Origin of the sequence: Novosphingobium olei (assembly GCF_037076535.1) — a bacterium.
In the GTDB taxonomy this organism is placed as follows: domain Bacteria; phylum Pseudomonadota; class Alphaproteobacteria; order Sphingomonadales; family Sphingomonadaceae; genus Novosphingobium; species Novosphingobium olei.
Genome location: NZ_AP029021.1, coordinates 3,051,659 through 3,072,260, shown reverse-complemented (window position 1 = coordinate 3,072,260; position 20,602 = coordinate 3,051,659). Strand labels below are relative to the sequence as shown.

Below are 20,602 nucleotides of genomic sequence, written 5' to 3'. Positions count from 1 at the left end.
CCTGCTTCGGTCAGGCCGCCGGCGATCCTGATGCCGCCTGTTCGTGGTGGCGGATCACTTCCTGGATGATGAAGCGCAGGAACTTTTCGGAGAATTCGGGATCGAGCCGGGCGTCCTCGGCCAGCTTGCGCAGGCGGGCGATCTGGCGCTCTTCGCGCCCCGGATCGGAGGCGGGGAGCTTGTTCGCGGCCTTGTAGGCACCCACAGCCTGGGTGATGCGGAACCGTTCGGCCAGGATATGGATCATCGCCGCATCGATGTTGTCGATGCTCTGGCGGTACCCGGCCAGAACCTGATCGTCGCTCATCTCGAAATCCCCGCTTGCCCGGCCCACACCCGGGTCCGTCCCCGGCTGCGAATTGCCCGACGGGTCCCCTAAGGCGCAACTTGCGACTTGCCAAGCGCGGGACCGTTCGCCAATCGGGCAAACGATGACTGGAAACGTCCACCCGCTTCCCCGCAAGGCCGCACCTTCGCTGCAGCCGCTGATGGCGCTGGTCGCCGATGGCATGAACAGCGTCAATGCGGTGATCCTCGATCGCATGCAGTCGCGCATCCCGCTGATCCCGGCGCTGGCCGGCCACCTGATCGCGGGCGGCGGCAAGCGGATGCGCCCGATGCTGACCCTCGCCAGCGCCAGCCTGCTCGGCTACGGCGGCAGCCGGCACTACAAGCTCGCCGCCACGGTCGAGTTCATCCACACCGCGACCCTGCTGCACGACGACGTGGTCGACGGCTCGGACATGCGCCGCGGCAAGAAGACCGCGAACATCGTCTACGGCAACCCGGCGACGGTGCTGGTGGGCGACTTCCTGTTCAGCCGCAGCTTCGAACTGATGGTCGAGGACGGCAGCCTGAAGGTGCTGCGCATCCTGTCCAATGCCAGCGCGGTGATCGCCGAGGGCGAGGTGGACCAGCTGGTTGCCCAGCGCCAGATCGAGACGAGCGAGGAGCGCTACCTCGCCATCATCAACGCCAAGACCGCCGCGCTGTTCGCCGCCGCCTGCCGGATCGCCGCCGTGGTGGCGGAACGGTCGGACGAGGACGAGATGGCGCTCGATGCCTATGGCCGCAACCTTGGCATTGCGTTCCAGCTGGCCGACGATGCGATCGACTATGATTCCGACGCATCGGAAATGGGCAAGGACCAGGGCGACGATTTCCGCGAGGGCAAGATGACCCTGCCGGTGATCCTGGCCTATGCGCGCGGCACCGAGGACGAGCGGGCGTTCTGGCGCGCAGCCATTGCCGGCGACCGCAATTCGGACGAGGACCTGGCGCATGCAGTGGCGCTGATCCGCCGCCACGATGCCGTCAACGCGACGCGCGAACGGGCCCGCCATTATGCCGCCCGCGCGATCGATGCGATTGCCCGCTTCCCCGATGGCGCGGCCAAGGCGGCAATGACGGAAGCGGCCGAATTTGCCGTCGCTCGCCGGTTCTGACCCCGCACTGAACCGCCCCTGATTCGCGACCGTCAAACCGGCCTTCGGAGGCCAAGTTGACAAAGTTGACAGTGTCCTGGGGAATAATTGCAATCGATCAGTAAGACGAAATTGATCGCCTGGGGCGATTAGTTGTTCATGCAAGGCGCGCAGGCAAGACATGGCGCCATTTGTGCCACGACCGTGCCGGGGTAGGAAAATCCTGGGGCGCGCGTGTCTGTCAGGAGCGCGGCCTGCGCAGCTTGCGCCAGAGCCAGAAGCAGCCGCCGGCCGAGACCACGCCGATGCCGAGAATGCCCGCGCCGACAGCCGCCCCGGTGAAGAGGATGCTGGTCGCCAGCGCGATGACAATCTCAAAGGTGGTCTTCATGCCGTGCGCCCCCGATAGCGCAAAGCGCCCGTACCGGTCATGAACGGATGAGCGCGGCATTCCCTGCACGTCGGGTCCTGCACGTCGAGCCCTGCACGTCGGGATTTCGACGCGGCGCCAGACCCCGGCGTGCAGGGCTGACCAGATCAACCCATGGGGTACATGATTTCGCGGCTGACCTTGTCGACCGCCTTCATCGCTTCGTCGGGAAGGACGAGATCGGCCGCCGCGAGGATCGGGGCGACCTGCGCCTGGCTGGAAACGCCCACGATGGTGGAGGCGACGAAATCGTGCTGCTTCGACCAGGCGACTGCGAACGTCACTGGATCGAGCCCGTGTTCGGCGGCGATGGCGGCGAAGCGTTCGGTCGAGGCCAGCGACTTGTCGTTGACGAAGCGGCGACCCATCGCGGCCTGGCGGCCTTCCATGGCGAGATAGCGCGAGAAGCGCGCGCCATCGGGCCGGGCGCCGCCGTTGTACTTGCCCGCCAGCACGCCACCGGCGATCGGCGAATAGGGAATCAGGCTGACGCCTTCCTTGCGGCAGACTTGGGCCAGTTCGTCTTCGAAGCGGCGGTTGTTGAGGCTGAAGTTGTTCTGGATCGTCTGGTAGCGTGCGCCGCCGACGCGCTCGCTGGCGGCGATCGACTTCATCAGGCCCCAGCTGGTTTCGTTCGAGCAGCCCAGGATGCGGACTTTCCCTGCGCGGACCAGCTCGTCGAGCACTTCCATGGTTTCCTCGTAAGGGGTGTCATGGTCGGGCCAGTGGGTCTGGTAGAGATCGATGTAGTCGGTCTGCAGCTTCTTCAGGCTGCCTTCGATCGCGGTAACGATGTTGCGGCGATCGAGCGCGGTCATGCCGGAGCGCAGCGGGCTCTTGAACCAGACGTGGCTGGGGCCGGAAACCTTGGTCGCGAGGATGATGGCGTCGCGTGGCTTGGTCTTCATCCAGCGCCCGACGATCTCTTCGGTGCGGCCGACCCACTTGGCATCGGGCGGCACGGGATAACCTTCGGCGGTGTCGTAGAAGTTGATGCCGGCGTCGAAGCATTCGTCGAGCACGCGGAAGGCTTCGGCCTCGTCGGTCTGGCTGCCGAAGGTCATCGTGCCCATGCAGATGTCCGAAACGACGATGGCGGATGTGCCGAGGCGGCGGTGTTGCATATTGCGAAATTCCCCCATGGGCCGCTGTGGCCGGTTTCTTTTCGCAACCTGACTGCCGTCGCCGGATGACGCGGTCAAGACGTGTGCAGCTTGCAGGTGCGCTTTGGCGGGGGCTAAGGCGACCTGTGTGAGCGAGCTTCCGATCCATGCCGTGTTGCCCGACCTCCTCGATGCGCTGCGCGAGGGGCCGAGCGCCGTGTTGATCGCTCCGCCGGGAGCGGGCAAGACCACCGCGGTGGCGCCCGCGCTGATCGGCGAGCCATGGTGCACCGGCCAGGTCATCGTGCTGTCGCCCCGCCGCGTGGCGGCGCGCGCGGCGGCCGAGCGCATGGCCGAACTGCTGGGCGAGGAAGCGGGTGGCACGATCGGCTATGTCACCCGGCTCGACGCCAAGCGGTCGGCCCGAACGCGCGTACTGGTGATGACCGAAGCGATCTTCGTGGCGACGATCCTCAACGATCCGGAGCTGGCCGGGGTTTCGACGGTGCTGTTCGACGAAGCGCACGAACGGCACCTCGACAGCGATCTGGGCCTTGCGCTGGCGATCGAGGCGCAGGGCGTGCTGCGCGAGGACCTGCGTATCGTGGTCATGTCGGCGACGCTGGACGGGGCGCGGTTCGCGCGCCTTCTGGGTGACGCGCCGGTGGTGGAGAGCGAGGGGAGGGCGTTCCCGCTCGAATTGCGCTGGCTGGGCGCGCGGGCGGACCTGAAGGTGGAGCAGCAGGTCGCCTCGGCGGTGATGCAGGCGTGGCGGGAAGAGGACGGCGACATCCTCGCCTTCCTGCCCGGCGTGGCCCAGATCGAGCGCTGCGCCGACCTGCTGCGCGAGAAGTTGCCTTCCGCGCTGGTGCTGCCGTTGCACGGACAGGTGGAACCTGCGGGCCAACGCGCGGCGATCCGGCGGGATGCGCAAGGGCGCCGGCGCGTGGTGCTGGCGACGAGCATCGCCGAAACCTCGCTGACCCTGGATGGCGTGTCGGTTGTGGTCGATGCGGGGCTTTCGCGCCGCGCGGAGTTCGACAAGGTGGCGGGCGTTACGCGGCTGGTCACGCATCGCGCCAGCCAAGCCGCTGCGAACCAGCGCGCGGGGCGCGCGGCGCGGCAGGGGCCGGGCGTCGCCTACCGCCTGTGGGAAGAGGCCGGGCACGCCGGGCGGCCGGCGTTCGAGCCGCCCGAAATCCTGACCAGCGACCTCGGCCCCCTGGCGCTGACGCTGGCGCAATGGGGCGCGGCCGATGCGGGCGCGCTGGCCTGGCTCGATCCGCCGCCTGCCCCGGCGATGGCGGCGGCGCAGGCGCAGCTGCGGGCGCTGGGCGCGCTCGATGGCGAGGGGCGGATCACCGATCACGGCCGGGCGATGGCGCGGCTGCCGATGGAGCCCGCGCTGGCGCACATGCTGCTGTTTGCGGCCGCGCGGGCTTGCGAGACGCAGGCCGCGCGGCTGGTTCTGCTGCTGCAGGAGCGCGGGCTTGGCGGGCGTTCGGACGATCTGGCGCTGCGGCTCGACCGCTGGAACGGCGAGCGGGGGGCGAGGGTCGAGGCATCGCGCAAGCTGGCGGGGCGCTGGGCCGAAATGGCGCGCAAGCTGGCGGGCAAGGGCGGGGCGGCGGACGTTCCGTTGGGCGTGCTGCTGGCCGAAGCCTTTCCAGACCGGATCGCGCGGGCGCGCTCTGCCAGCGGCGAGGAATGGCTGGCGTCTGGTGGGCGGGGCTACCGGCTGGATCCGGCATCGCCGCTGGTGACGGCGAAATGGCTGGTCATCGGCGATGCGCAGGGCGAGGCGAAGGGCGCGCGGATCACGGGCGGCATCGCGCTGGACGAAGCCGACATCGCGCGCTGGCTGGGGCATCGGCTGGAAGAGCGTCACGCGCTTTCGTGGAACGTCGAGGCAGGCCGGGTCGAGGCGCGGCTGGAGCGGCGACTGGGGCAGGTGGTGCTGGCGCGGGTGCCCGATCCGAAGCCCGATCCCGACGCGGTGGTGGCACTGCTGCTGGAGCGGGTGCGGGCAGAGGGCCTTGGCATACTGCCGCTGGGGGCAGGCGCGCGGGCGCTGATCGTGCGCGGGACCTATGCGGGGCTTGAGGCGCTTTCAGAGGCGGCGCTGATCACCGATCTGGACGACTGGCTGGCGCCGGTGCTGGCCGGGCGGCGCGATCTCGACGTTCCCCCAAGCAAGCTGCACGATGCATTGCTCAACCGGCTCGACTGGAACGAGCGGCAGACGCTGGACAAGCTGGCGCCGGCCGAGTTCCGCTCGCCCGCCGGCACGAGCCATGCGATCGATTATGGCCACGAAGGCGGGCCGATGGTGGAACTGCGTGTGCAGGCGCTGTTCGGGCTGGACCGCCATCCCGCCGTCGGTCAGCCGCCGCGGCCGCTGCTGCTGTCGCTGACTTCGCCCGGGGGCAAGCCGATCCAGACGACGGCGGACCTGCCGGGGTTCTGGCGCGGATCGTGGAAGGACGTGGTCAAGGACATGAAGGGCCGCTACCCCAAGCACCGCTGGCCCGAGACGCCGTGGACCGAGGACCCCAGCCTCAAGACCCGCAACGCGTTCGAGGCTTCGCGGAAGTAGGTGGGCGGAAAGTAAGCGAGCGGCTGCCTCTAATGCGGACTTGATTTGCGACGCGATTCGCAAGAAAGCCTCGCGCCATGACCGCACGCATCTACCAGCGCCCGAAGAACGCCATGCAGTCCGGCAAGGCCCGGACGAGCGACTGGCTCCTCGAATTCGAACGGTCGGAGGCGCAGCGCCCCGATCCGCTGATGGGCTGGGCCGGGTCCGGCGACACGCAGGCGCAGGTGACGCTGAGCTTCGGCTCGCTCGACGAGGCCAAGGCCTATGCCGACAAGTACGGCATTGCGGCGCACGTGATCCCGACGCCGCCCAAGCGGCTGAAGCTGCAGAGCTACGCCGACAACTTCAAGTAAGCAGGCTGGCGGTAAGCGGGCTGGACAAACCGCCTGCGCCGCACCATATGGCGGGCCGGGAGTCGGGTGGACGTTTGCGTTCGCCAACCTGGTCAGGTCCGGAAGGAAGCAGCCACAACGAGTTGCGGCGGGTCGCCCGGCTCCTTTTCGAAAAGGCGGTCTTCAGGCCGCCTTTTTCTTTTTCAGGCGTCGGGCGCGGTGCCGGCCTGCTTCATCCGCTCGCGCGCTTCGCTGCGCCTTCCTTCGGCGGGGACCAGGTTGCCGACGCGGCCAAGGCCGAAGGGCGGCATGTTGACGTAGATCGCTTCGTGCCCGGCAGGCGCGACGACGTAGGTTTCATGGAAGATGCCCACGGTCCCGTCGGTGCCCACGGCCTTGTTGAACGCGGCCCAGGCCGGCCAGTGCCGCTTGTCGCGGGCACGGGCGTAGGTTTCCAGGCTGTCGAAATCGCGCCAGTACTGGATCAGCGTGACGGTGCGCAGGCCGGCGAGCATCGGCTGCCAGCCGAGGAAGCCCTGGCAGGGCGTGAGTTCGGCGATCATCGGACCCATCGCCCGGATCACGGGAAGCCACTTGTGCACCTTGAGCGCGCGGTTGATCCGCATGCCGATGATGAAGATCACCAGCGGGCCGTCGTAGTCGGCCGTCATCCGCGCGGTGAGGAGCTTGCTCATGAGTCGGCAACCTATCATAGATAGGCAATCTCGCAATCCACGACGAACTGCGCGTGACCCGTTCGACAAGTGACGGGGGAGGCCCTACCTAAGGCGGTGATGGGCGAATCCACCGACATGTTTGGCGATCTTCCCGAGGAGGAAGAGAAGGGCCCGAGCGCCGACGAGCTCGAGGCGGCGGGGCAGGCATCGATGTTCGGCGATCCTGCGCCGGCACCGGCGCCAGCGCTGGCTTCCGCTGCGGCGCCAGCTGCCGTAACTCCCCCTGCGCCCGAGACAGAGGCCAAGCCGGTGATGGCGCCCGCCACGCCCTATCGCGTGCTGGCGCGCAAGTACCGTTCGCAGACGTTCTCCGAGCTGATCGGGCAGGACGCGATGGTCCAGACACTGGCCAACGCGATCAAGCGCGACCGGCTCGCGCACGCCTTCCTGATGACCGGCATCCGCGGGGTGGGCAAGACGTCCACCGCGCGGCTGATCGCCAAGGCGCTGAACTGCGTAGGGCCGGACGGGCAGGGCGGGCCCACGATCGACCCGTGCGGCGTGTGTGAACCGTGCGTCGCCATTGCCGAAGGGCGGCACATCGACGTTATCGAGATGGACGCGGCGAGCCACACCGGTGTCGACGACGTGCGCGAGATCATCGAGGCGGTGCGCTATGCCGCGGTCAGCGCGCGCTACAAGATCTACATCATCGACGAAGTCCACATGCTGAGCCGCAATGCCTTCAACGCGTTGCTCAAGACGCTGGAAGAGCCGCCGGCGCATGTGAAGTTCCTGTTCGCCACGACCGAGGTCGACAAGCTGCCGGTCACGGTGCTGAGCCGCTGCCAGCGCTTCGATCTGAAGCGTATTCCCGCCAGCCTGCTCGCCAGCCACTTCGGCATGGTCTGCGGCAAGGAGGGCGTCGAGGCCGAGGACGAGGCGCTGGCGATGATCGCGGCGGCGGCCGAAGGTTCGGTGCGCGACGGTCTGTCGATCCTGGACCAGGCGATCAGCCATGCCGACCTTGCGACCGGAGGCGAAGGCCCGACGCAAGTGACCGCCGAAGCGGTGCGCGAGATGCTCGGCCTTGCCGACAAGACGATGCAGCGCCGCCTGTTCGGGGCGATCCTGAGCGGCGATGGCAATGCGCTGCTGGCCGAAGTGGCGCACCAGTATGCGCTGGGTATCGAGCCGGTCGCGCTGATGCGGGCGCAGATGGACATCGTCCACAAGGTGACCGTGGCGCAGGTGTCGGGCAGTGCCGACGGCCGTTCCGCCGAAGAGCGCAAGGCGCTGGAGGACTGGGGCAAGGCGTTGAGCGCAGGCCAGCTGCACCGGTTGTGGCAGCTGATGCTCAAGGGCCACGAGGAAGTGCGCACGGCCCCCGATCCGCTCGCTGCGGCGCAGATGGCGCTGCTGCGCGTGCTGCACGCCGCGGACATGCCCGATCCTTCTGGGCTGGTGAAGAAGCTGGAGGAGATCGCCTCTCGCCCCGTGGTCGTCCAGGCGAGCGAAGGCGCGCCAGGCGAAGCAGGGCCGGTGGCGCGTGCGGCACCGGTGCCGGTCGCGCTCGACTGGGAGCAGCTGGTCGAACAGGTCGAGCACCTGTCCCCCCTGACCGGATCGTCGATGCGGCTTTCCGTGCGGGTGATCGAGCTGCGGCAGGGGTACCTGCGCTATGAACAGGCGCCGGGGCTGCCGGGCGATCCGACGCAGGACATCCGCAAGGCACTGCAGAGCGCCACCGGCGAGCCTTGGATCGTGGAGCGCGGACAGGCGGGCGACGGCGTCATCGCGCTGCCGAGCCTTGTCGAAGCGAAGGAACTGCGCGACAAGCAGGCCGAGAACGAAATGATGGACGATCCCCTTGTGAAGGCGGCATTTGCTGCCTTCCCGCAGGCGAAGATCGTCGACGAGGAAAGCTCGCTCGAGCATTCCCGCAAGCCGTGGAGCAGACGCGCATGAAGTCGATGGAAGAAATGATCCAGGCCGCCCAGAAGGCCGCCGAGACGATCCAGAAGCAGATGGAGGACGCGCAAGGGCGCCTCGACGCGATCGAGGTCGAAGGCGCGGCCGGTGGCGGCCTTGTGAAGGTGCGCGCTTCGGCCAAGGGTCGGGTGATCGGCGTGAGCGTCGACGACAGCCTGCTGGTGGTGTCGGAAAAGGGCATCCTCGAAGACCTGATCGCGGCGGCGTTCAATGATTGCCGCACCAAGGCCGACGCGGCGGCTGGCGAGGAAATGCAGAAGGTGCAGATGGCGGCCGGCATTCCGCCGGGCTTCAAGCTGCCGTTCTGACCGGACGGGCCGCGCCATTGAAGAGTTCAAGCAGGGGGTAGGACATGTTGGCATTGATCGCGGCGCTGGCTCTGGCAACGGCCGCAACTTCGGAACCGGTCCCGCCGGCGAGCAAGGCGGTCGTGCCGGTGGCGAAGGCGGCAACGCTGACCCCGCGGCTTCAGGCAATCATGGCCAAGGGCGATGGCGCGTCGCGCGAAACGGCTTATCCGATCACGCGCCTGCGCGATGAATATGCGATCGTGAACCTGCTGGGTGCGACGCCGGTTTCGCAGGAATCGGTGACCGAGGGCGGCAAGTTCGACGTGCTGACCGTGCGGGTGGTGAAGACCGGCGAGACGCGCCAGATGTGGTTCAACCTGGCCCAGGTCGGCAAGGCTCCTCGCCATTCGCCTGCCAGGCGCAAGCGCGCTCATCACTGACCCGATCCGGCCAGCTTGCGTGGCGCGCCGTTGGTCGCTTCCCATTGCGGCGCAGCGGCGAGTTGTGTCGACAACGTGACAGTTTTCTATAAGGCGGTGTAACGGAACGCGTGGTTTTGCCCGCCCGACCGTTCACGAGGAGCAAAAGACGCCTTGAGCCTGTCCACCCTGGCTGCAGCCGCGGCCCTGGCCGCCCAGCCGGCCCCTGTTGTTCCCGTCACCGCCACCCAAACGCCTGCGGCCACGGCTGCGCCGGATGCGACGGTACCTGTCACATCCGGACCCGTGCCATCCGCGTCCGCGAAGCCGGCCTCCTCCGAGGCCGCGCCCTCCAGTTCTGCGCCGGTTGCTCCGGCAGCCGGGACCGATGCCGCCGCACCTTCGCCTGCTGCGCCGGATCCCGCCGCACCGGCAACCGCTGCTGGCGGTACCACGCCCCCGCCGCCGCCCGTCCAAGGCAACGAGATCGTGGTGTCCGGGCACGGCAAGCCGCCGCCGCAGGATCCGATGCAGGCGGTGAACCTGAAATCCTACGAGGTGGTACAGAAGGTCGACGACAAGTTCGTTGCACCGCTCGCGCGCGGATATCAGAAGGCGCTGCCGAGCCCGGTGCGCGCGGGCCTGCGCCATTTCCTGTCGAACCTGACCGAGCCGGTGGTCGCGCTCAATTTCCTGTTGCAGCTGAAGCCGGGCAAGGCAGCGGAAACCGTCGGTCGCTTCGCGATCAATTCCACGATCGGCGTCGGCGGGCTGATCGACGTGGCCAAGGCCAAGCCGTTCAACCTGCCCTATCGCCGCAACGGCCTTGCCTGGACGCTGGGATACTACGGCGTGGGGCCGGGGCCGTACCTGTTCCTGCCGCTGGTCGGCCCGACATCGCTGCGCGACGTGATCGGCCTGACCATCGACCGTGCCCTGCTGCCGGCGGCGGTGGGCAAGCCGCTGACCAATCCGGCCTATGTCGTCGCCTCGAACGTCATCAAGTCGCTCGACGATCGCGTGCAGACCGATGCCGAGCTGCGGCAGATGCGCGAAAGCGACGATCCCTATGGGTCCTATCGCAAGGCCTACCTTGCGCAGCGCCAGGCCGAGATCGACCATCTGCGCGGCCGCGACAAGAAGCCGGTGCCTGCTCCGGTAGCACCAGCTCCGGCAACGGTTGTGCCGCCGGCCGCCGAGCCTACACCCGCGCCAGTGGCGGCTGCCGTGCCAGCGCCGCCGCCTGCGCCGACTTTCGTGTCGAACCCGGTGGTCCAGCCGCTGCCGGAAAAGCGCTAGATCATTAGAACTTCGCGGAGACGGTGACCGTCCAGCGCCGGGGGGAACCGGGGCCATAGAAGCGCGTGCCATCGGCGTCGGGTGCTTCGGGCAGCGGCACCTCGCCGATTTCACCATAGGTGCCGAAGGTCGCATAGCGGCGATCGAACAGGTTCTGCACTTCGACGGTGAGCGAAACCCCGCGCCCCAGCGCCAGCCGAGCGCGCAGGTTGGCGATGAGGTAGCCCGGAACCGGGCGATCGAGATTGGCCGCGTCGCCCAACAGAACCTGGCCCGACCGCGCGACGAGATCGCCGCCGAGACCAAAGCGTTTCGCATCATAGTCCATCGACAGGGTGGCGCTGTGGCGCGGGATGCCGGGAAGGCGGTTGCCGCGTTCGACGCGGATCGTGCCGGTATCCGGATCGGCGAAGGGGTTGTCCGGGCTGGACAGGGTCAATGCCGACAGGCTGGTCGCATCGGTGAAGGCATAGCTTGCCCCGATGCGCCAGCCGTTACGGGCGAGCTTGAGCGTGGCTTCGAGGCCCTGCCGGCGCGTGCGGCCGATGTTGGTGAACCATGAGCGGCCCCGCACGCGCGAGGCGACATGCTGGATATCGTCCTGATTCACGGTCCGGTAGAGCGAAAGCAGTCCGTCGAGCTGCCAGCCGGCGACGCGCCCACTGGCCACCGCGCCTGCTTCGAGGCTGCGCGCGACGACCTGCTTGAGATGGGGATCGGCAACGAAGAAGTTGGCGAGGCTGCAGGGAGCCTCTTCATCGGCGCAGGACAGTTCCGCCGGGGTCGGCATGCGGTTGGTTTCGGAATAGCCGGCCCGCAGCGACAGGCCCCTGGTCACGGCCCAGTCGAACTCGATGCCGGGATTGACGCGCGAATAGCGATGGCTGCCGTCGAGATCGTCACCCAGCCGGTCCTCGAGCGTGATCTTGCCCTGATTCCAGCGCAGCCCTATTTCGGCCTGCAGGCCGGGTAGCAGCGGGACAGTGTCCGAGAGGAAGAGGCCCCAGGCGCTGTTGCGCGCCTGGACCGAGATGGGGCCGATCGGGCCACCTGGCGCAAGCCTCTGGCCCAGGCCAGTGACCTGGCGGTCTTCGCCTACGCGTCCGACTTCGACCGATGTTGCAAAGTCGGTGCGACCCGCATCGTGGCTCATCCCTAGGGCGAGGCGATTGGTGCCAGCCAGCAGCGGGCGTTCGTCGATCAGTTGCACCAGCACGCCGCCGCTGCGGGTGTGCAGCATGGCGCGGTTGAGCACGCCGTAGATCGGCGCTTCGCTGGCGGGCGGGCCGGCGCGGAGGCTGTCCATACCGACCAGCAGCGCGTCCTCGTCCTCAAGGTCGAGTGCGCAGAGCCGGGCTTCGTCGTCGGGGCAGGGCGCGATGTCGGCGGTATCGCCGTTCAGCCCGGTCAGCCTGAGGTCCTGTCCGTAAAGCGTCGCCTCGATCCGGCTGTCGGATCCAAGCAGCAGGCGCGGATGCAGGCTGAGGCGGGTGTAGCGGCTGCGCGCGCGGTCGGGCCAGGTGAACACCGCCGAGCGCCGCGCGGCAAGCAGGTCGACCGGAGCGGCGCCATTGCCGGTCAGGTCGGTATCCGCGACGAGCAGCTTGGCATGGATGCCGCCGGTCGAATCGTCGTCAAAGCCCACGTCGGCGAACAGGTTGGCGAGCTGCGAGGGACTGTGGTCGCGCCAGCCGTTCTCGCGACGGGCCTGCCCGGCGATGAACCAGCTGAACCGGTCCTGCGCGCCGCCTGCCGAGACTACCGCCTCGCGCCGACCGTAGTTGCCGCCCGAAAGGCTCATGGTGAAGCCCGGATCGCTGCGGCCTGTTGCGGTTTCGATCACCAGTGCCCCGCCCAGCGCGTTGAAGCCATAGACCGGGCTCGAATCGAGCAGCGTGATGCGGCGGATCGCAGCGTCGGGGATGAGATCGAAGCCAACGGTATCGCCGAACGGCTGGTTGAAGCGACCGCCATCGAGATAGACCGCAAGCCCCTGCGCCTCGCCCTGCAGCGGCGAGGCGAGGTAGCCGCGATAGGCGAGCGTGGGCTGCCAGGGATTGCCCTGCGCATCCTGCAGCGTGATCCCGGCGATGTTGCGTACCAGCGCGCCGAGCGCATCGGGCCGGCCGGCGCGCGATACCGCGTCGCGGTCGATCTCCAGCGCATCATCGCGGTCGATCCCGCCGCCGGGGGCGGTGACCACGATCTGAGGGTTGGTCTGAGCCGCGGGCTGGGCGGCAAGGGGCGATGCGCCGCTTAGCGCCAGCGAAGCGAGTCCGACGCGCGCGATCGATCGCTTTTGTTGGTAACCTTCAGGTTTCACGTTTCCCCCGACGATGGCGGGTAACGGCCGCCGGGCAGGGGCGCAAACCGGGAAATATTATTTTTTGTAACCCTTCAGGCCTCGAGCAACAGCGCGTGATCGCGCAGCATTTCCCACGCGCGCTGGTCGGCAAGCGTCAGCAGGTCGTCGTGTTCGAGGCCGCAGATCTTCTTGAGCTGTCGCGCAAGCAGCGCGCGGTTCGACGGGGGAATGCCGTGGATGCTGGCCAGCACTTCGGGGTTGTGGCTGATCGTGCGATCGAACAGCAGGTCGAGGTTCTGGGGGTGGAAGCCGAACCCCAGGAAGACGATGCGCTTGGCTTCGGCCACGCTGCGACGCAGTCGGGAGACATAGTCGTGATCGGCGACGCGTTCCGCATGGGTGCGGATCTGCCCGGCGATCGCCTGGATGTTCCACGCCTGGTCGCTGCCTGCCCATTCGGCGTGCGCATCTTGCCCGCCCTGCCAAGGCAGGCGTCCGACCACGCCATAGGGGTGATGGACGACAAGGTTGCGGGCGACGATCTCCTGCGCTTCGCGCAAGGGCAGACCATAGGCCATCGACAGCGCGAAGGGCAGGAAGTGTTCGAGCGAGCGGTCGTAGGTGAACGAGACGAAGGTCACGTTCTGGAATGCCTTGTCGAGCTGCGAGCGGGGCAGCCCCGACGTGAACAGCTGCCCGAGCCAGTAGAGCCAGGTCTCCTCTGGCTTGCCGAGCAGCGGCAGGTCCCCGGGCAGGCGCGGCGCATCGCGCAGCGTGGCGCGCGTTTCGGCCTGGCCGACCAGAAAGGCGATGGCGAGCTTGCCGGCGGCGACGACTTGCGGATCGTGGTCGTACTGGTCGATCACCGCGTCGATCGAGCGCCCGACGCGTGCTGCCGAGCGCAGGCGCTGCGCAGCATGCAGCATGGCGTTGGTGTCATGGCCGGTGCGTTCGCCCAGCTTTGCCAGCTGGCGGGCGAGCATGACGGTTTCGCGCGATTGCGCATCGGTGCCGAGCCGCGAGAAGTCGTAGGCCTGGATCAGCCGGGCGATCAGCTCTGCCCCGGAAGGCATCTGCAGTTCGCAACTGGCCCCTGCGCCCACGACGATGACTGTGCGTGTCCGTATCATCGCAAGCTTCAGGCCAGTCCTCTTGCGCCCTCCAAAGCAGGGGGCCCTGCAGCGAATGCGCAATTATACCTAATATCGGGTTTACAGCGGTTCGGTAGCGCTGCGCCCAGAAGGAGTAGGGGCCCATCCACAACCCTTGTGGCAAATCCCATTGCAGGGTGCGATGCGGCCTCCCATATCTGGGACAAGCGCCGCTGCGGCATTCATGTGGCCCGCGCGGCCGGACGGAAGAAAAAAAGATGAATCTGTATCCCCTGCTCCCCTTGCGCGACATCGTGGTGTTTCCCGGGATGGTCGTGCCGCTGTTCGTCGGCCGCGAAAAGTCGGTCGCCGCGCTCGAGGCGGCGATGGCCGGCGACAAGGACATCTTCCTGCTCGCCCAGCTCGATCCCGGCTGCGACGATCCCGATCGCGACGATCTTTACGACACCGGCGTGGTCGCTTCGGTGCTGCAACTGCTGAAGCTGCCCGATGGCACCGTGCGCGTGCTGGTCGAAGGCCACCGCCGCGCGGGCATCCAGGCGCTGCGCGAGGAAAGCGGTGCCAACGGCCCGATGCTGATCGCGCAGGTCGAACCGATCGAGGCCGACGAAGTCGATGGCCCCGAAGTCGAAGGCATGATGCGCCAGGTGGTCGAGCAGTTCGGCGAATATGCCAAGCTGTCGAAGAAGCTGCCGCAGGATGCCGGATCGCAGCTGGGCGATATCGAGGAAGCGGGCAAGCTGGCCGATGCGGTGGCCGCCAACCTCGCGGCAAAGGTGGCCGACAAGCAGGCCGTGCTGTCGGAGAGCGATCCGCTCAAGCGGCTCGAGATGGTGCTCTCGTTCATGGAGGGCGAGCTTGGCGTGCTGCAGGTCGAGCGCAAGATCCGCGGCCGCGTCAAGCGCCAGATGGAAAAGACCCAGCGCGAGTACTACCTCAACGAGCAGCTGAAGGCGATCCAGAGCGAGCTTGGCGGCGGTGATGGCGAGGAAGCCAACGAACTGCAGGAACTTCAGGAGAAAATCGACAGCCTGAAGCTGTCGAAGGAAGCGCGCGCCAAGGCACAGGCTGAGCTGAAGAAGCTCAAGACCATGCAGCCGATGAGCGCCGAGGCGACCGTCATCCGCAACTACCTCGACGTGCTGCTGGGCCTGCCGTGGGGCAAGCGCAGCAAGCTGAAGAAGGACATCCCGGGCGCGCAGGCGATCCTCGATGCCGATCACTACGCGCTCGACAAGGTCAAGGACCGCATCGTCGAATACCTTGCCGTGCAGGCGCGCACCAACAAGCTGAAGGGGCCGATCCTGTGCCTCGTCGGCCCGCCGGGCGTGGGCAAGACCAGCCTTGGCAAGTCGATCGCCAAGGCGACGGGCCGCCAGTTCGTGCGCCAGTCGCTGGGCGGCGTGCGTGACGAGGCAGAGATCCGCGGCCACCGCCGCACCTACATCGGCTCGCTGCCGGGCAAGGTCGTGACCAACCTGCGCAAGGCCGGGACGAGCAATCCGCTGTTCCTGCTCGACGAGATCGATAAGCTCGGCCAGGACTTCCGCGGCGATCCCGCATCGGCGCTGCTCGAGGTGCTCGATCCCGAACAGAACGCCAAGTTCCAGGATCACTATCTGGAAGTCGACGTCGACCTGTCGGACGTGATGTTCGTGTGCACCGCGAACAGCCTCAACTTGCCGCAACCGCTGCTCGACCGCATGGAGATCATCCGGCTCGAAGGCTATACCGAGGACGAGAAGGTCGAGATCGCCGAGCGGCACCTGGTTGCCAAGCAGGTCGAGGCGCACGGGCTGAAGCAGGGTGAGTTCGAGCTGACCCAGGCCGCCTTGCGCGACCTGATCCGCTACTACACCCGCGAAGCGGGCGTGCGCACGCTGGAGCGCGAGATTGCGCGTCTTGCGCGCAAGGCCCTGCGGCAAATCCTTGAAAAGAAGGCCGAAGCCGTCGTCGTCACGCCAGAAAACCTTGCCGACTACGCAGGCGTGCGCAAGTTCCGCCATGGCGTGTCCGACGAGGAGAACCAGGTCGGCGCGGTCACCGGCCTTGCCTGGACCGAAGTCGGCGGCGAGCTGCTGACGATCGAAAGCGTGACGGTGCCGGGCAAGGGGGCGGTGCGCACCACCGGCAAGCTGGGCGAAGTGATGAGCGAGAGCGTCCAGATGGCGTTCAGCTTCGTCAAGGCGCGCAGCCCCGCCTATGGCATCAAGCCGTCGATCTTCCAGCGCAAGGACCTTCACATCCACCTGCCCGAAGGCGCCGTGCCCAAGGACGGGCCGAGCGCCGGGATCGGCATGGTCACGGCGATGGTTTCGACACTGACCGGCATTCCGGTTCGTGCCGACGTCGCCATGACCGGCGAGGTTACCCTGCGTGGCCGCGTGCTGGCGATCGGCGGGCTCAAGGAAAAGCTGCTGGCTGCCTTGCGCGGCGGCATCAAGACGGTGCTGATCCCCGAGGAGAACCGCAAGGATCTGGCCGACATCCCGGCCAACATCCTCGCCGGGCTCGAGATCGTGCCTGTCGCCCATGTCGATGAAGTGCTGGCGAGGGCATTGCTGACGCGGCCCGAGCCGATCGAATGGACCGAGGCCGATGACCTCGCCAGCCAGCCGGCACCGGCCATCGCCGGACAGGCGCCAGCACCCACGGCGCACTGATACACCTGGCCTGGCTTGATTCTTAAAAGCATGACGGACCCGGCGGCAGCGCAACGAAATTGCGCCGCCGCCGGGTCTCGTCGTATTTCGACGGGATTCCGGGGATAAACGGCGGATTTTCGTCTCAATATCCTTTGACAGCGGATTCTTTCTCGTCTCTCTTCCCGCGCACCCGAAAGGCGATTCCAAACCGCAGTTTTCCCAAGAAAAGGTAGGGGGTTCCGCAATGAACAAGAACGATCTGATCAGCGCAGTTGCCGACGCGAGCGGCCTTTCGAAGGCGGATGCCACGAAGGCGGTCGAAGCCGTGTTCGATTCCGTCTCGGCCGCGCTCGCCAAGGGCGACGAAGTGCGCCTGGTCGGTTTCGGCACCTTCTCGGTCGCCAAGCGCAAGGCCTCGACGGGCCGCAACCCGCGCACCGGCGAGCCGATGTCGATCAAGGCTTCGGCTCAGCCGAAGTTCAAGGCCGGCAAGGGCCTCAAGGACGCCGTCAACTAAGACGGACGCTTTCCCGGGGGACCGGTTTCGGGTCACCACCCCAGGGAAGCAGTCGCAATTGCAAAAGGGCCGCGCCGGATCGACCGGGGCGGCCCTTTCCTTTTGGCAGTCCACGCCGGGCAAGCGGCGTTACGCCGCCGGTCAGTTCGCCAGCCGGACCAGCGCGGTGGGAGCGGCGCCGGTCCGGCCGTCGACCTTCCAGGTAAGCCGCTGTCCACCCGCAGGATCGCTCTGCGGCCCTTCATCGGTGTTGTTGGCGAGGACCTGCCCATCCGTGCGCAGGGTGAACTGCCCGTCCAGCATCACCGGCGTGTCTTTCGCAGCCGTGGCGGCAGCCAGTCCCTGCAACTGCGGATTGCTGGCGCTGGGGGTGAAGGCCGGAGCATCAATCCGCACGCTGCCATCCTTGCGACGCACCAGCGTGACAAAGGGCACGACCATCGGCAGGCGCTCGATCACCGGGAAGCTGAAGTCGTGGTCGAGCCGTCCGGAGACCTCGTAGACCACGTCGAAGCGACCGTTGCCCTTCGATACGACCGAGGTCCAGCCCTGCTGGCGGGCAAGGCGCGCGGCGAATTCCTGCGCTGCGCGCGGATCGTTCGGGTCAAGCCCGCCCATCATCGCGGCCATCATCTGGCGGGTGCGGGCATCCTCCGCCTGCTTTCCGGCCTTTGCCTTGCTGCGGGAAGCCGACCAGCGCGCCTTCTGCTCGGCAAGTTCGCTTGCGCTGCAGGCGCGGGTATCGCCGGCGGGCGTGGTGCAGGTTTCCTCGACGAAGCGCTCCTCGGTATCCTCGCGGGACAAGCCTGCTGCGCCGCCCGCCCCGGCCGATTGGGGAAGCGCCAGCGGCATCAGCACGATCTCGCCTGCGTAACGGAAGCTGAAGGTGCCGTCTCGATGGATGGCAAGATCGCTGGTGAAGCGGCCGGGGACGAGCATGCAGGCCGCAAGCAAGACCAGCAGGGCAACACCCGCAGTAGCGTTGCGGACGAAGATCGGAGGCTGGGTCACCCGTTCCAAAAGGCGTTTCATGGGCGCTCCATTCCTCTTTGCATCAAGGGCAGCAGCCCATCAGCATGGCGCAAGGCCCCTCCAAGTGCGAGCAGCTTAGTCCTCGTCCAGCGCCGCACGCGTGGCGACCGCGTAAAGCGCGATTGCGGCGGCATTCGAAACGTTGAGGCTCTCGATCGCCGAGCTGATCGGCAGGCGGGCGATCGAATCGCAGTGCTGGGCCACGTTGTGGCGCAGGCCTTCGCCCTCCGCGCCGAGCACCAGCGCGACCGGGCCGGCGGGCAGGGCCTGCGGGAAGGTCGCCTTGCCGTCGCCGTCGAGCCCGATCCGCCAGTAGCCGGCTTCCGAAATCGATTCGAGCGCGCGCGACAGGTTGACCACGCGCACCCAAGGCACCGTTTCGAGCGCGCCCGAGGCCGCCTTGGCCAGCGTGCCGGATTCGGGCGGGGCGTGGCGGTCCTGCGTGATCAGCGCGGCGACGTCGAACGCGGCGCAGCTGCGCAGGATCGCGCCGACGTTGTGCGGATCGGTCACTTGGTCGAGAATCACCAGCGTGCGGCCCTCCGCCTCGTCCAGCACGTCGTCGAGCGCGACGTCGTCGAGCGGCAAGCAATCGAGCACCAGCCCCTGGTGCGGTGCATCGCGCGCGACAAGGCGAGCAAGATCGGCAGCCTGGGCATATTCCACCGGCAGCGAGGTGGGCAGCTCGGCATCGTGATCGTCGAGCATCGCCTGGATCGCCTCGCGCGTGCCCCACAGCTTCTTGGCGGTGCGATTCGGGTTCGTCAGCGCCGCTTCGATGGCGTGGCGGCCCCACAGGCGCACGGCGCCGGCACTGCCACGGCCAGAGCCTCTGCCGCCCTGCATGCGGCCCGCACGCCCGCGCAAGGCGCGGCTGGGCCTGGCGGCTGTATCACGGTCGCGATTGTGCGGGGGCATTGCGATTACCTTCTGACTTGGACTGAAGATGAAAAAATATCGCGCGGCCCATGCCAGCCGACCCATTGACAGGCAAGCGATGCTTCGCCAAAGGGGCGCCTCTCTCGGCCGGACGGCGTCTTTCGAGGCGCCAGAAACAGCAGGCCAACCTCTTTTTGAGGAGACGCCTCGCACCGGCAATCTGGTGTGGACAGGTGGCCGAGTGGTTAAAGGCAGCAGACTGTAAATCTGCCCGCGCAAGCGTACGCTAGTTCGAATCTAGCCCTGTCCACCACCAGCCTTTCCCGCGCTGCCGGCGCAGAGCCAGCCCCGGGTTAATCGACCGATTAATTGCCTTGCACGCCCTTGCGTGCTGCGGCACCCTTGCGTCCATGAACACGATAAGAATTCCGGTAACGGGAGGGATCGCCATCACGGCCGACGAGTTCGGCCCCAAAGGCGCGCCGACGGTCGTTCTCGGCCATGGCGGAGGGCAGACGCGCCACAGCTGGGACCGCGCGGGGCACGAACTGGCCGAGGCGGGCTACCACGTGCTCAACTACGATCTGCTCGGCCACGGCGAAAGCGACTGGGAACCCGAAGGCGATTATTCGATCCTGCGTCGGGTCGAGGACCTGCGCTGCATCATCGAGGCGGCCGGCCGGCCCTATGCCTTCGTCGGGGCATCGCTGGGCGGCTTGTCGGCGATGGCGGCTGCAAGCCACGGGCTGGAACCAGCGGCGATCGTTCTGGTCGACGTGGTCGCCAAGCTCGCACCTGCAGGCGTAGAGCGCATCGTCGGCTTCATGACCGCCAACCCCGACGGCTTTGCCAGCATCGAGGAAGCAGCGGACGCGATTTCGGCCTACTACCCCGACAGGCCGCGCCCGACCAAGCTCGATGGCTTGCGCAAGAACTTGCGTGAAGGCGGCGACGGGCGATTCCGGTGGCACTGGGATCCCCGCTTCATCCAAGGCGAGCGGGACCACCAGACCATCCCCGACATGCTGAGCGCGTCGGACTGGGGCAAGCGCATCCCCACGTTGCTGGTGCGCGGAATGAAATCCGATATCGTGACCGACGAGGGCGTGGAGGACTTGCGCCGCAGGGTGCCGACGCTCGAGGTCGCGGACATCGGCAATGCCGGGCACATGGTGGCTGGCGATCGAAACGACCTGTTCAATGCTGCCGTGATCGGTTTCCTCGCGCGGGTCATGCCGCCGCATTGACCTGTAGCGATCAACTGGGCGCGCGGGGCGCGCCTGGTGCCGGCGGATGGTGGTGGAAGGCAAAAGGCAGGTTGCGCTCAAGTGCCGCAAGCGCCTCTGTCTCGGCATAGCCAGCATAGTCGCGCAGGAAGCGCAGGGCGACGCCGCGTGCCACCTGGATCGCGTCGCATTCCGGCACCGGCAACCGGCACACGGGGCAGATTTCAAGCGATCGATGCGGCAAGCGTCAACTCCGTCAGACCGGGGCCAAGCCGCCCCGACGGCTCGCATAGCGCCAACAAGTCATTGAACAAGCGTATA

General features: G+C 67.3%; 19 protein-coding genes, 1 tRNA gene and 1 other RNA gene. 12 read left to right on the top strand and 9 right to left on the bottom strand.

Annotated elements, in window-relative coordinates; all coding sequences use genetic code 11:
* Window positions 1–10: 10 nt before the first annotated feature.
* On the bottom strand, window positions 11–307 hold the full coding sequence (locus tag AACH40_RS14575) for a chorismate mutase (protein ID WP_338643004.1): 297 nt from the start codon (window positions 305–307) through the stop codon (window positions 11–13).
* A 124-nt stretch (window positions 308–431) separates the two neighbouring features.
* Here AACH40_RS14575 and AACH40_RS14570 point away from each other — a divergent pair, with 124 nt between their 5' ends.
* On the top strand, window positions 432–1,445 hold the full coding sequence (locus AACH40_RS14570) for a polyprenyl synthetase family protein (RefSeq protein WP_338643003.1): 1,014 nt from the start codon (window positions 432–434) through the stop codon (window positions 1,443–1,445).
* Between the two features lie 220 nt (window positions 1,446–1,665).
* On the opposite strand, the gene AACH40_RS14565 is transcribed toward AACH40_RS14570, so the two are convergent.
* The gene (locus AACH40_RS14565) at window positions 1,666–1,815 is read right to left on the bottom strand and encodes a hypothetical protein (RefSeq protein ID WP_338643002.1); all 150 of its coding nucleotides are present in this window, start codon (window positions 1,813–1,815) and stop codon (window positions 1,666–1,668) included.
* A 146-nt stretch (window positions 1,816–1,961) separates the two neighbouring features.
* A complete protein-coding gene (locus AACH40_RS14560) occupies window positions 1,962–2,978 on the bottom strand; it encodes an aldo/keto reductase (protein ID WP_169491606.1) in 1,017 nt (338 codons plus the stop codon).
* A 127-nt stretch (window positions 2,979–3,105) separates the two neighbouring features.
* Here AACH40_RS14560 and hrpB point away from each other — a divergent pair, with 127 nt between their 5' ends.
* The 3 genes from hrpB (at window position 3,106) to ffs (ending at window position 6,059) form a co-directional block, all read left to right on the top strand.
* On the top strand, window positions 3,106–5,553 hold the full coding sequence (gene hrpB / locus AACH40_RS14555) for an ATP-dependent helicase HrpB (protein ID WP_338643001.1): 2,448 nt from the start codon (window positions 3,106–3,108) through the stop codon (window positions 5,551–5,553).
* Window positions 5,554–5,630: 77 nt separating this feature from the next.
* On the top strand, window positions 5,631–5,909 hold the full coding sequence (locus AACH40_RS14550) for an ETC complex I subunit (RefSeq protein WP_169491608.1): 279 nt from the start codon (window positions 5,631–5,633) through the stop codon (window positions 5,907–5,909).
* Between the two features lie 55 nt (window positions 5,910–5,964).
* Window positions 5,965–6,059: signal recognition particle sRNA small type (ffs, locus tag AACH40_RS14545), an RNA gene on the top strand.
* A 32-nt stretch (window positions 6,060–6,091) separates the two neighbouring features.
* On the opposite strand, the gene AACH40_RS14540 is transcribed toward ffs, so the two are convergent.
* Window positions 6,092–6,583 (bottom strand): DUF4188 domain-containing protein, encoded by a 492-nt coding sequence (locus AACH40_RS14540; RefSeq protein ID WP_338643000.1) that lies wholly within the window; start codon window positions 6,581–6,583, stop codon window positions 6,092–6,094.
* Window positions 6,584–6,682: 99 nt separating this feature from the next.
* Here AACH40_RS14540 and AACH40_RS14535 point away from each other — a divergent pair, with 99 nt between their 5' ends.
* The 4 genes from AACH40_RS14535 to AACH40_RS14520 all read left to right on the top strand — a co-directional run bounded on the left by AACH40_RS14535 (window position 6,683) and on the right by AACH40_RS14520 (window position 10,565).
* A complete protein-coding gene (locus AACH40_RS14535; RefSeq protein WP_338642999.1) occupies window positions 6,683–8,533 on the top strand; it encodes a DNA polymerase III subunit gamma/tau in 1,851 nt (616 codons plus the stop codon).
* Window positions 8,530–8,865, top strand: coding sequence for a YbaB/EbfC family nucleoid-associated protein (locus tag AACH40_RS14530; RefSeq protein WP_169491611.1), 336 nt, complete (start codon window positions 8,530–8,532; stop codon window positions 8,863–8,865). The genes AACH40_RS14535 and AACH40_RS14530 overlap by 4 nt, the downstream gene beginning before the upstream one ends.
* 44 nt (window positions 8,866–8,909) lie before the next feature.
* The gene (locus AACH40_RS14525; protein WP_338642998.1) at window positions 8,910–9,287 is read left to right on the top strand and encodes a DUF4919 domain-containing protein; all 378 of its coding nucleotides are present in this window, start codon (window positions 8,910–8,912) and stop codon (window positions 9,285–9,287) included.
* A 153-nt stretch (window positions 9,288–9,440) separates the two neighbouring features.
* Window positions 9,441–10,565: a VacJ family lipoprotein gene (locus AACH40_RS14520; protein ID WP_338642997.1), complete on the top strand. Its 1,125-nt coding sequence runs from the start codon at window positions 9,441–9,443 to the stop codon at window positions 10,563–10,565.
* A 4-nt stretch (window positions 10,566–10,569) separates the two neighbouring features.
* Here AACH40_RS14520 and AACH40_RS14515 read toward each other — a convergent pair whose 3' ends face one another.
* On the bottom strand, window positions 10,570–12,888 hold the full coding sequence (locus tag AACH40_RS14515; RefSeq protein WP_338642996.1) for a TonB-dependent receptor: 2,319 nt from the start codon (window positions 12,886–12,888) through the stop codon (window positions 10,570–10,572).
* Between the two features lie 74 nt (window positions 12,889–12,962).
* Window positions 12,963–14,000: a hypothetical protein gene (locus tag AACH40_RS14510; protein ID WP_338642995.1), complete on the bottom strand. Its 1,038-nt coding sequence runs from the start codon at window positions 13,998–14,000 to the stop codon at window positions 12,963–12,965.
* A 239-nt stretch (window positions 14,001–14,239) separates the two neighbouring features.
* Here AACH40_RS14510 and lon point away from each other — a divergent pair, with 239 nt between their 5' ends.
* Both lon and AACH40_RS14500 read left to right on the top strand, forming a co-directional pair.
* On the top strand, window positions 14,240–16,645 hold the full coding sequence (gene lon / locus AACH40_RS14505) for an endopeptidase La (RefSeq protein ID WP_338642994.1): 2,406 nt from the start codon (window positions 14,240–14,242) through the stop codon (window positions 16,643–16,645).
* Window positions 16,646–16,871: 226 nt separating this feature from the next.
* Window positions 16,872–17,144 carry an HU family DNA-binding protein gene (locus AACH40_RS14500; RefSeq protein WP_169491615.1) on the top strand — a complete coding sequence of 91 codons (273 nt, stop codon included), beginning with the start codon at window positions 16,872–16,874 and terminating at the stop codon, window positions 17,142–17,144.
* Between the two features lie 141 nt (window positions 17,145–17,285).
* Here the strand turns inward: AACH40_RS14500 and AACH40_RS14495 are convergent, their stop codons facing one another.
* Together AACH40_RS14495 and rlmB are read right to left on the bottom strand one after the other, a co-directional pair.
* Window positions 17,286–18,176: a hypothetical protein gene (locus AACH40_RS14495; RefSeq protein ID WP_338642993.1), complete on the bottom strand. Its 891-nt coding sequence runs from the start codon at window positions 18,174–18,176 to the stop codon at window positions 17,286–17,288.
* 75 nt (window positions 18,177–18,251) lie between these two features.
* A complete protein-coding gene (rlmB, locus tag AACH40_RS14490; RefSeq protein ID WP_338642992.1) occupies window positions 18,252–19,094 on the bottom strand; it encodes a 23S rRNA (guanosine(2251)-2'-O)-methyltransferase RlmB in 843 nt (280 codons plus the stop codon).
* 188 nt (window positions 19,095–19,282) lie between these two features.
* On the opposite strand from rlmB, the gene AACH40_RS14485 reads away from it, so the two are divergent.
* Window positions 19,283–19,368 (top strand) — tRNA-Tyr (locus AACH40_RS14485).
* Window positions 19,369–19,465: 97 nt separating this feature from the next.
* On the top strand, window positions 19,466–20,302 hold the full coding sequence (locus AACH40_RS14480) for an alpha/beta hydrolase (protein ID WP_338642991.1): 837 nt from the start codon (window positions 19,466–19,468) through the stop codon (window positions 20,300–20,302).
* 10 nt (window positions 20,303–20,312) lie between these two features.
* Here the strand turns inward: AACH40_RS14480 and AACH40_RS14475 are convergent, their stop codons facing one another.
* Window positions 20,313–20,525: a hypothetical protein gene (locus AACH40_RS14475; RefSeq protein ID WP_169491626.1), complete on the bottom strand. Its 213-nt coding sequence runs from the start codon at window positions 20,523–20,525 to the stop codon at window positions 20,313–20,315.
* Window positions 20,526–20,602: the final 77 nt, after the last annotated feature.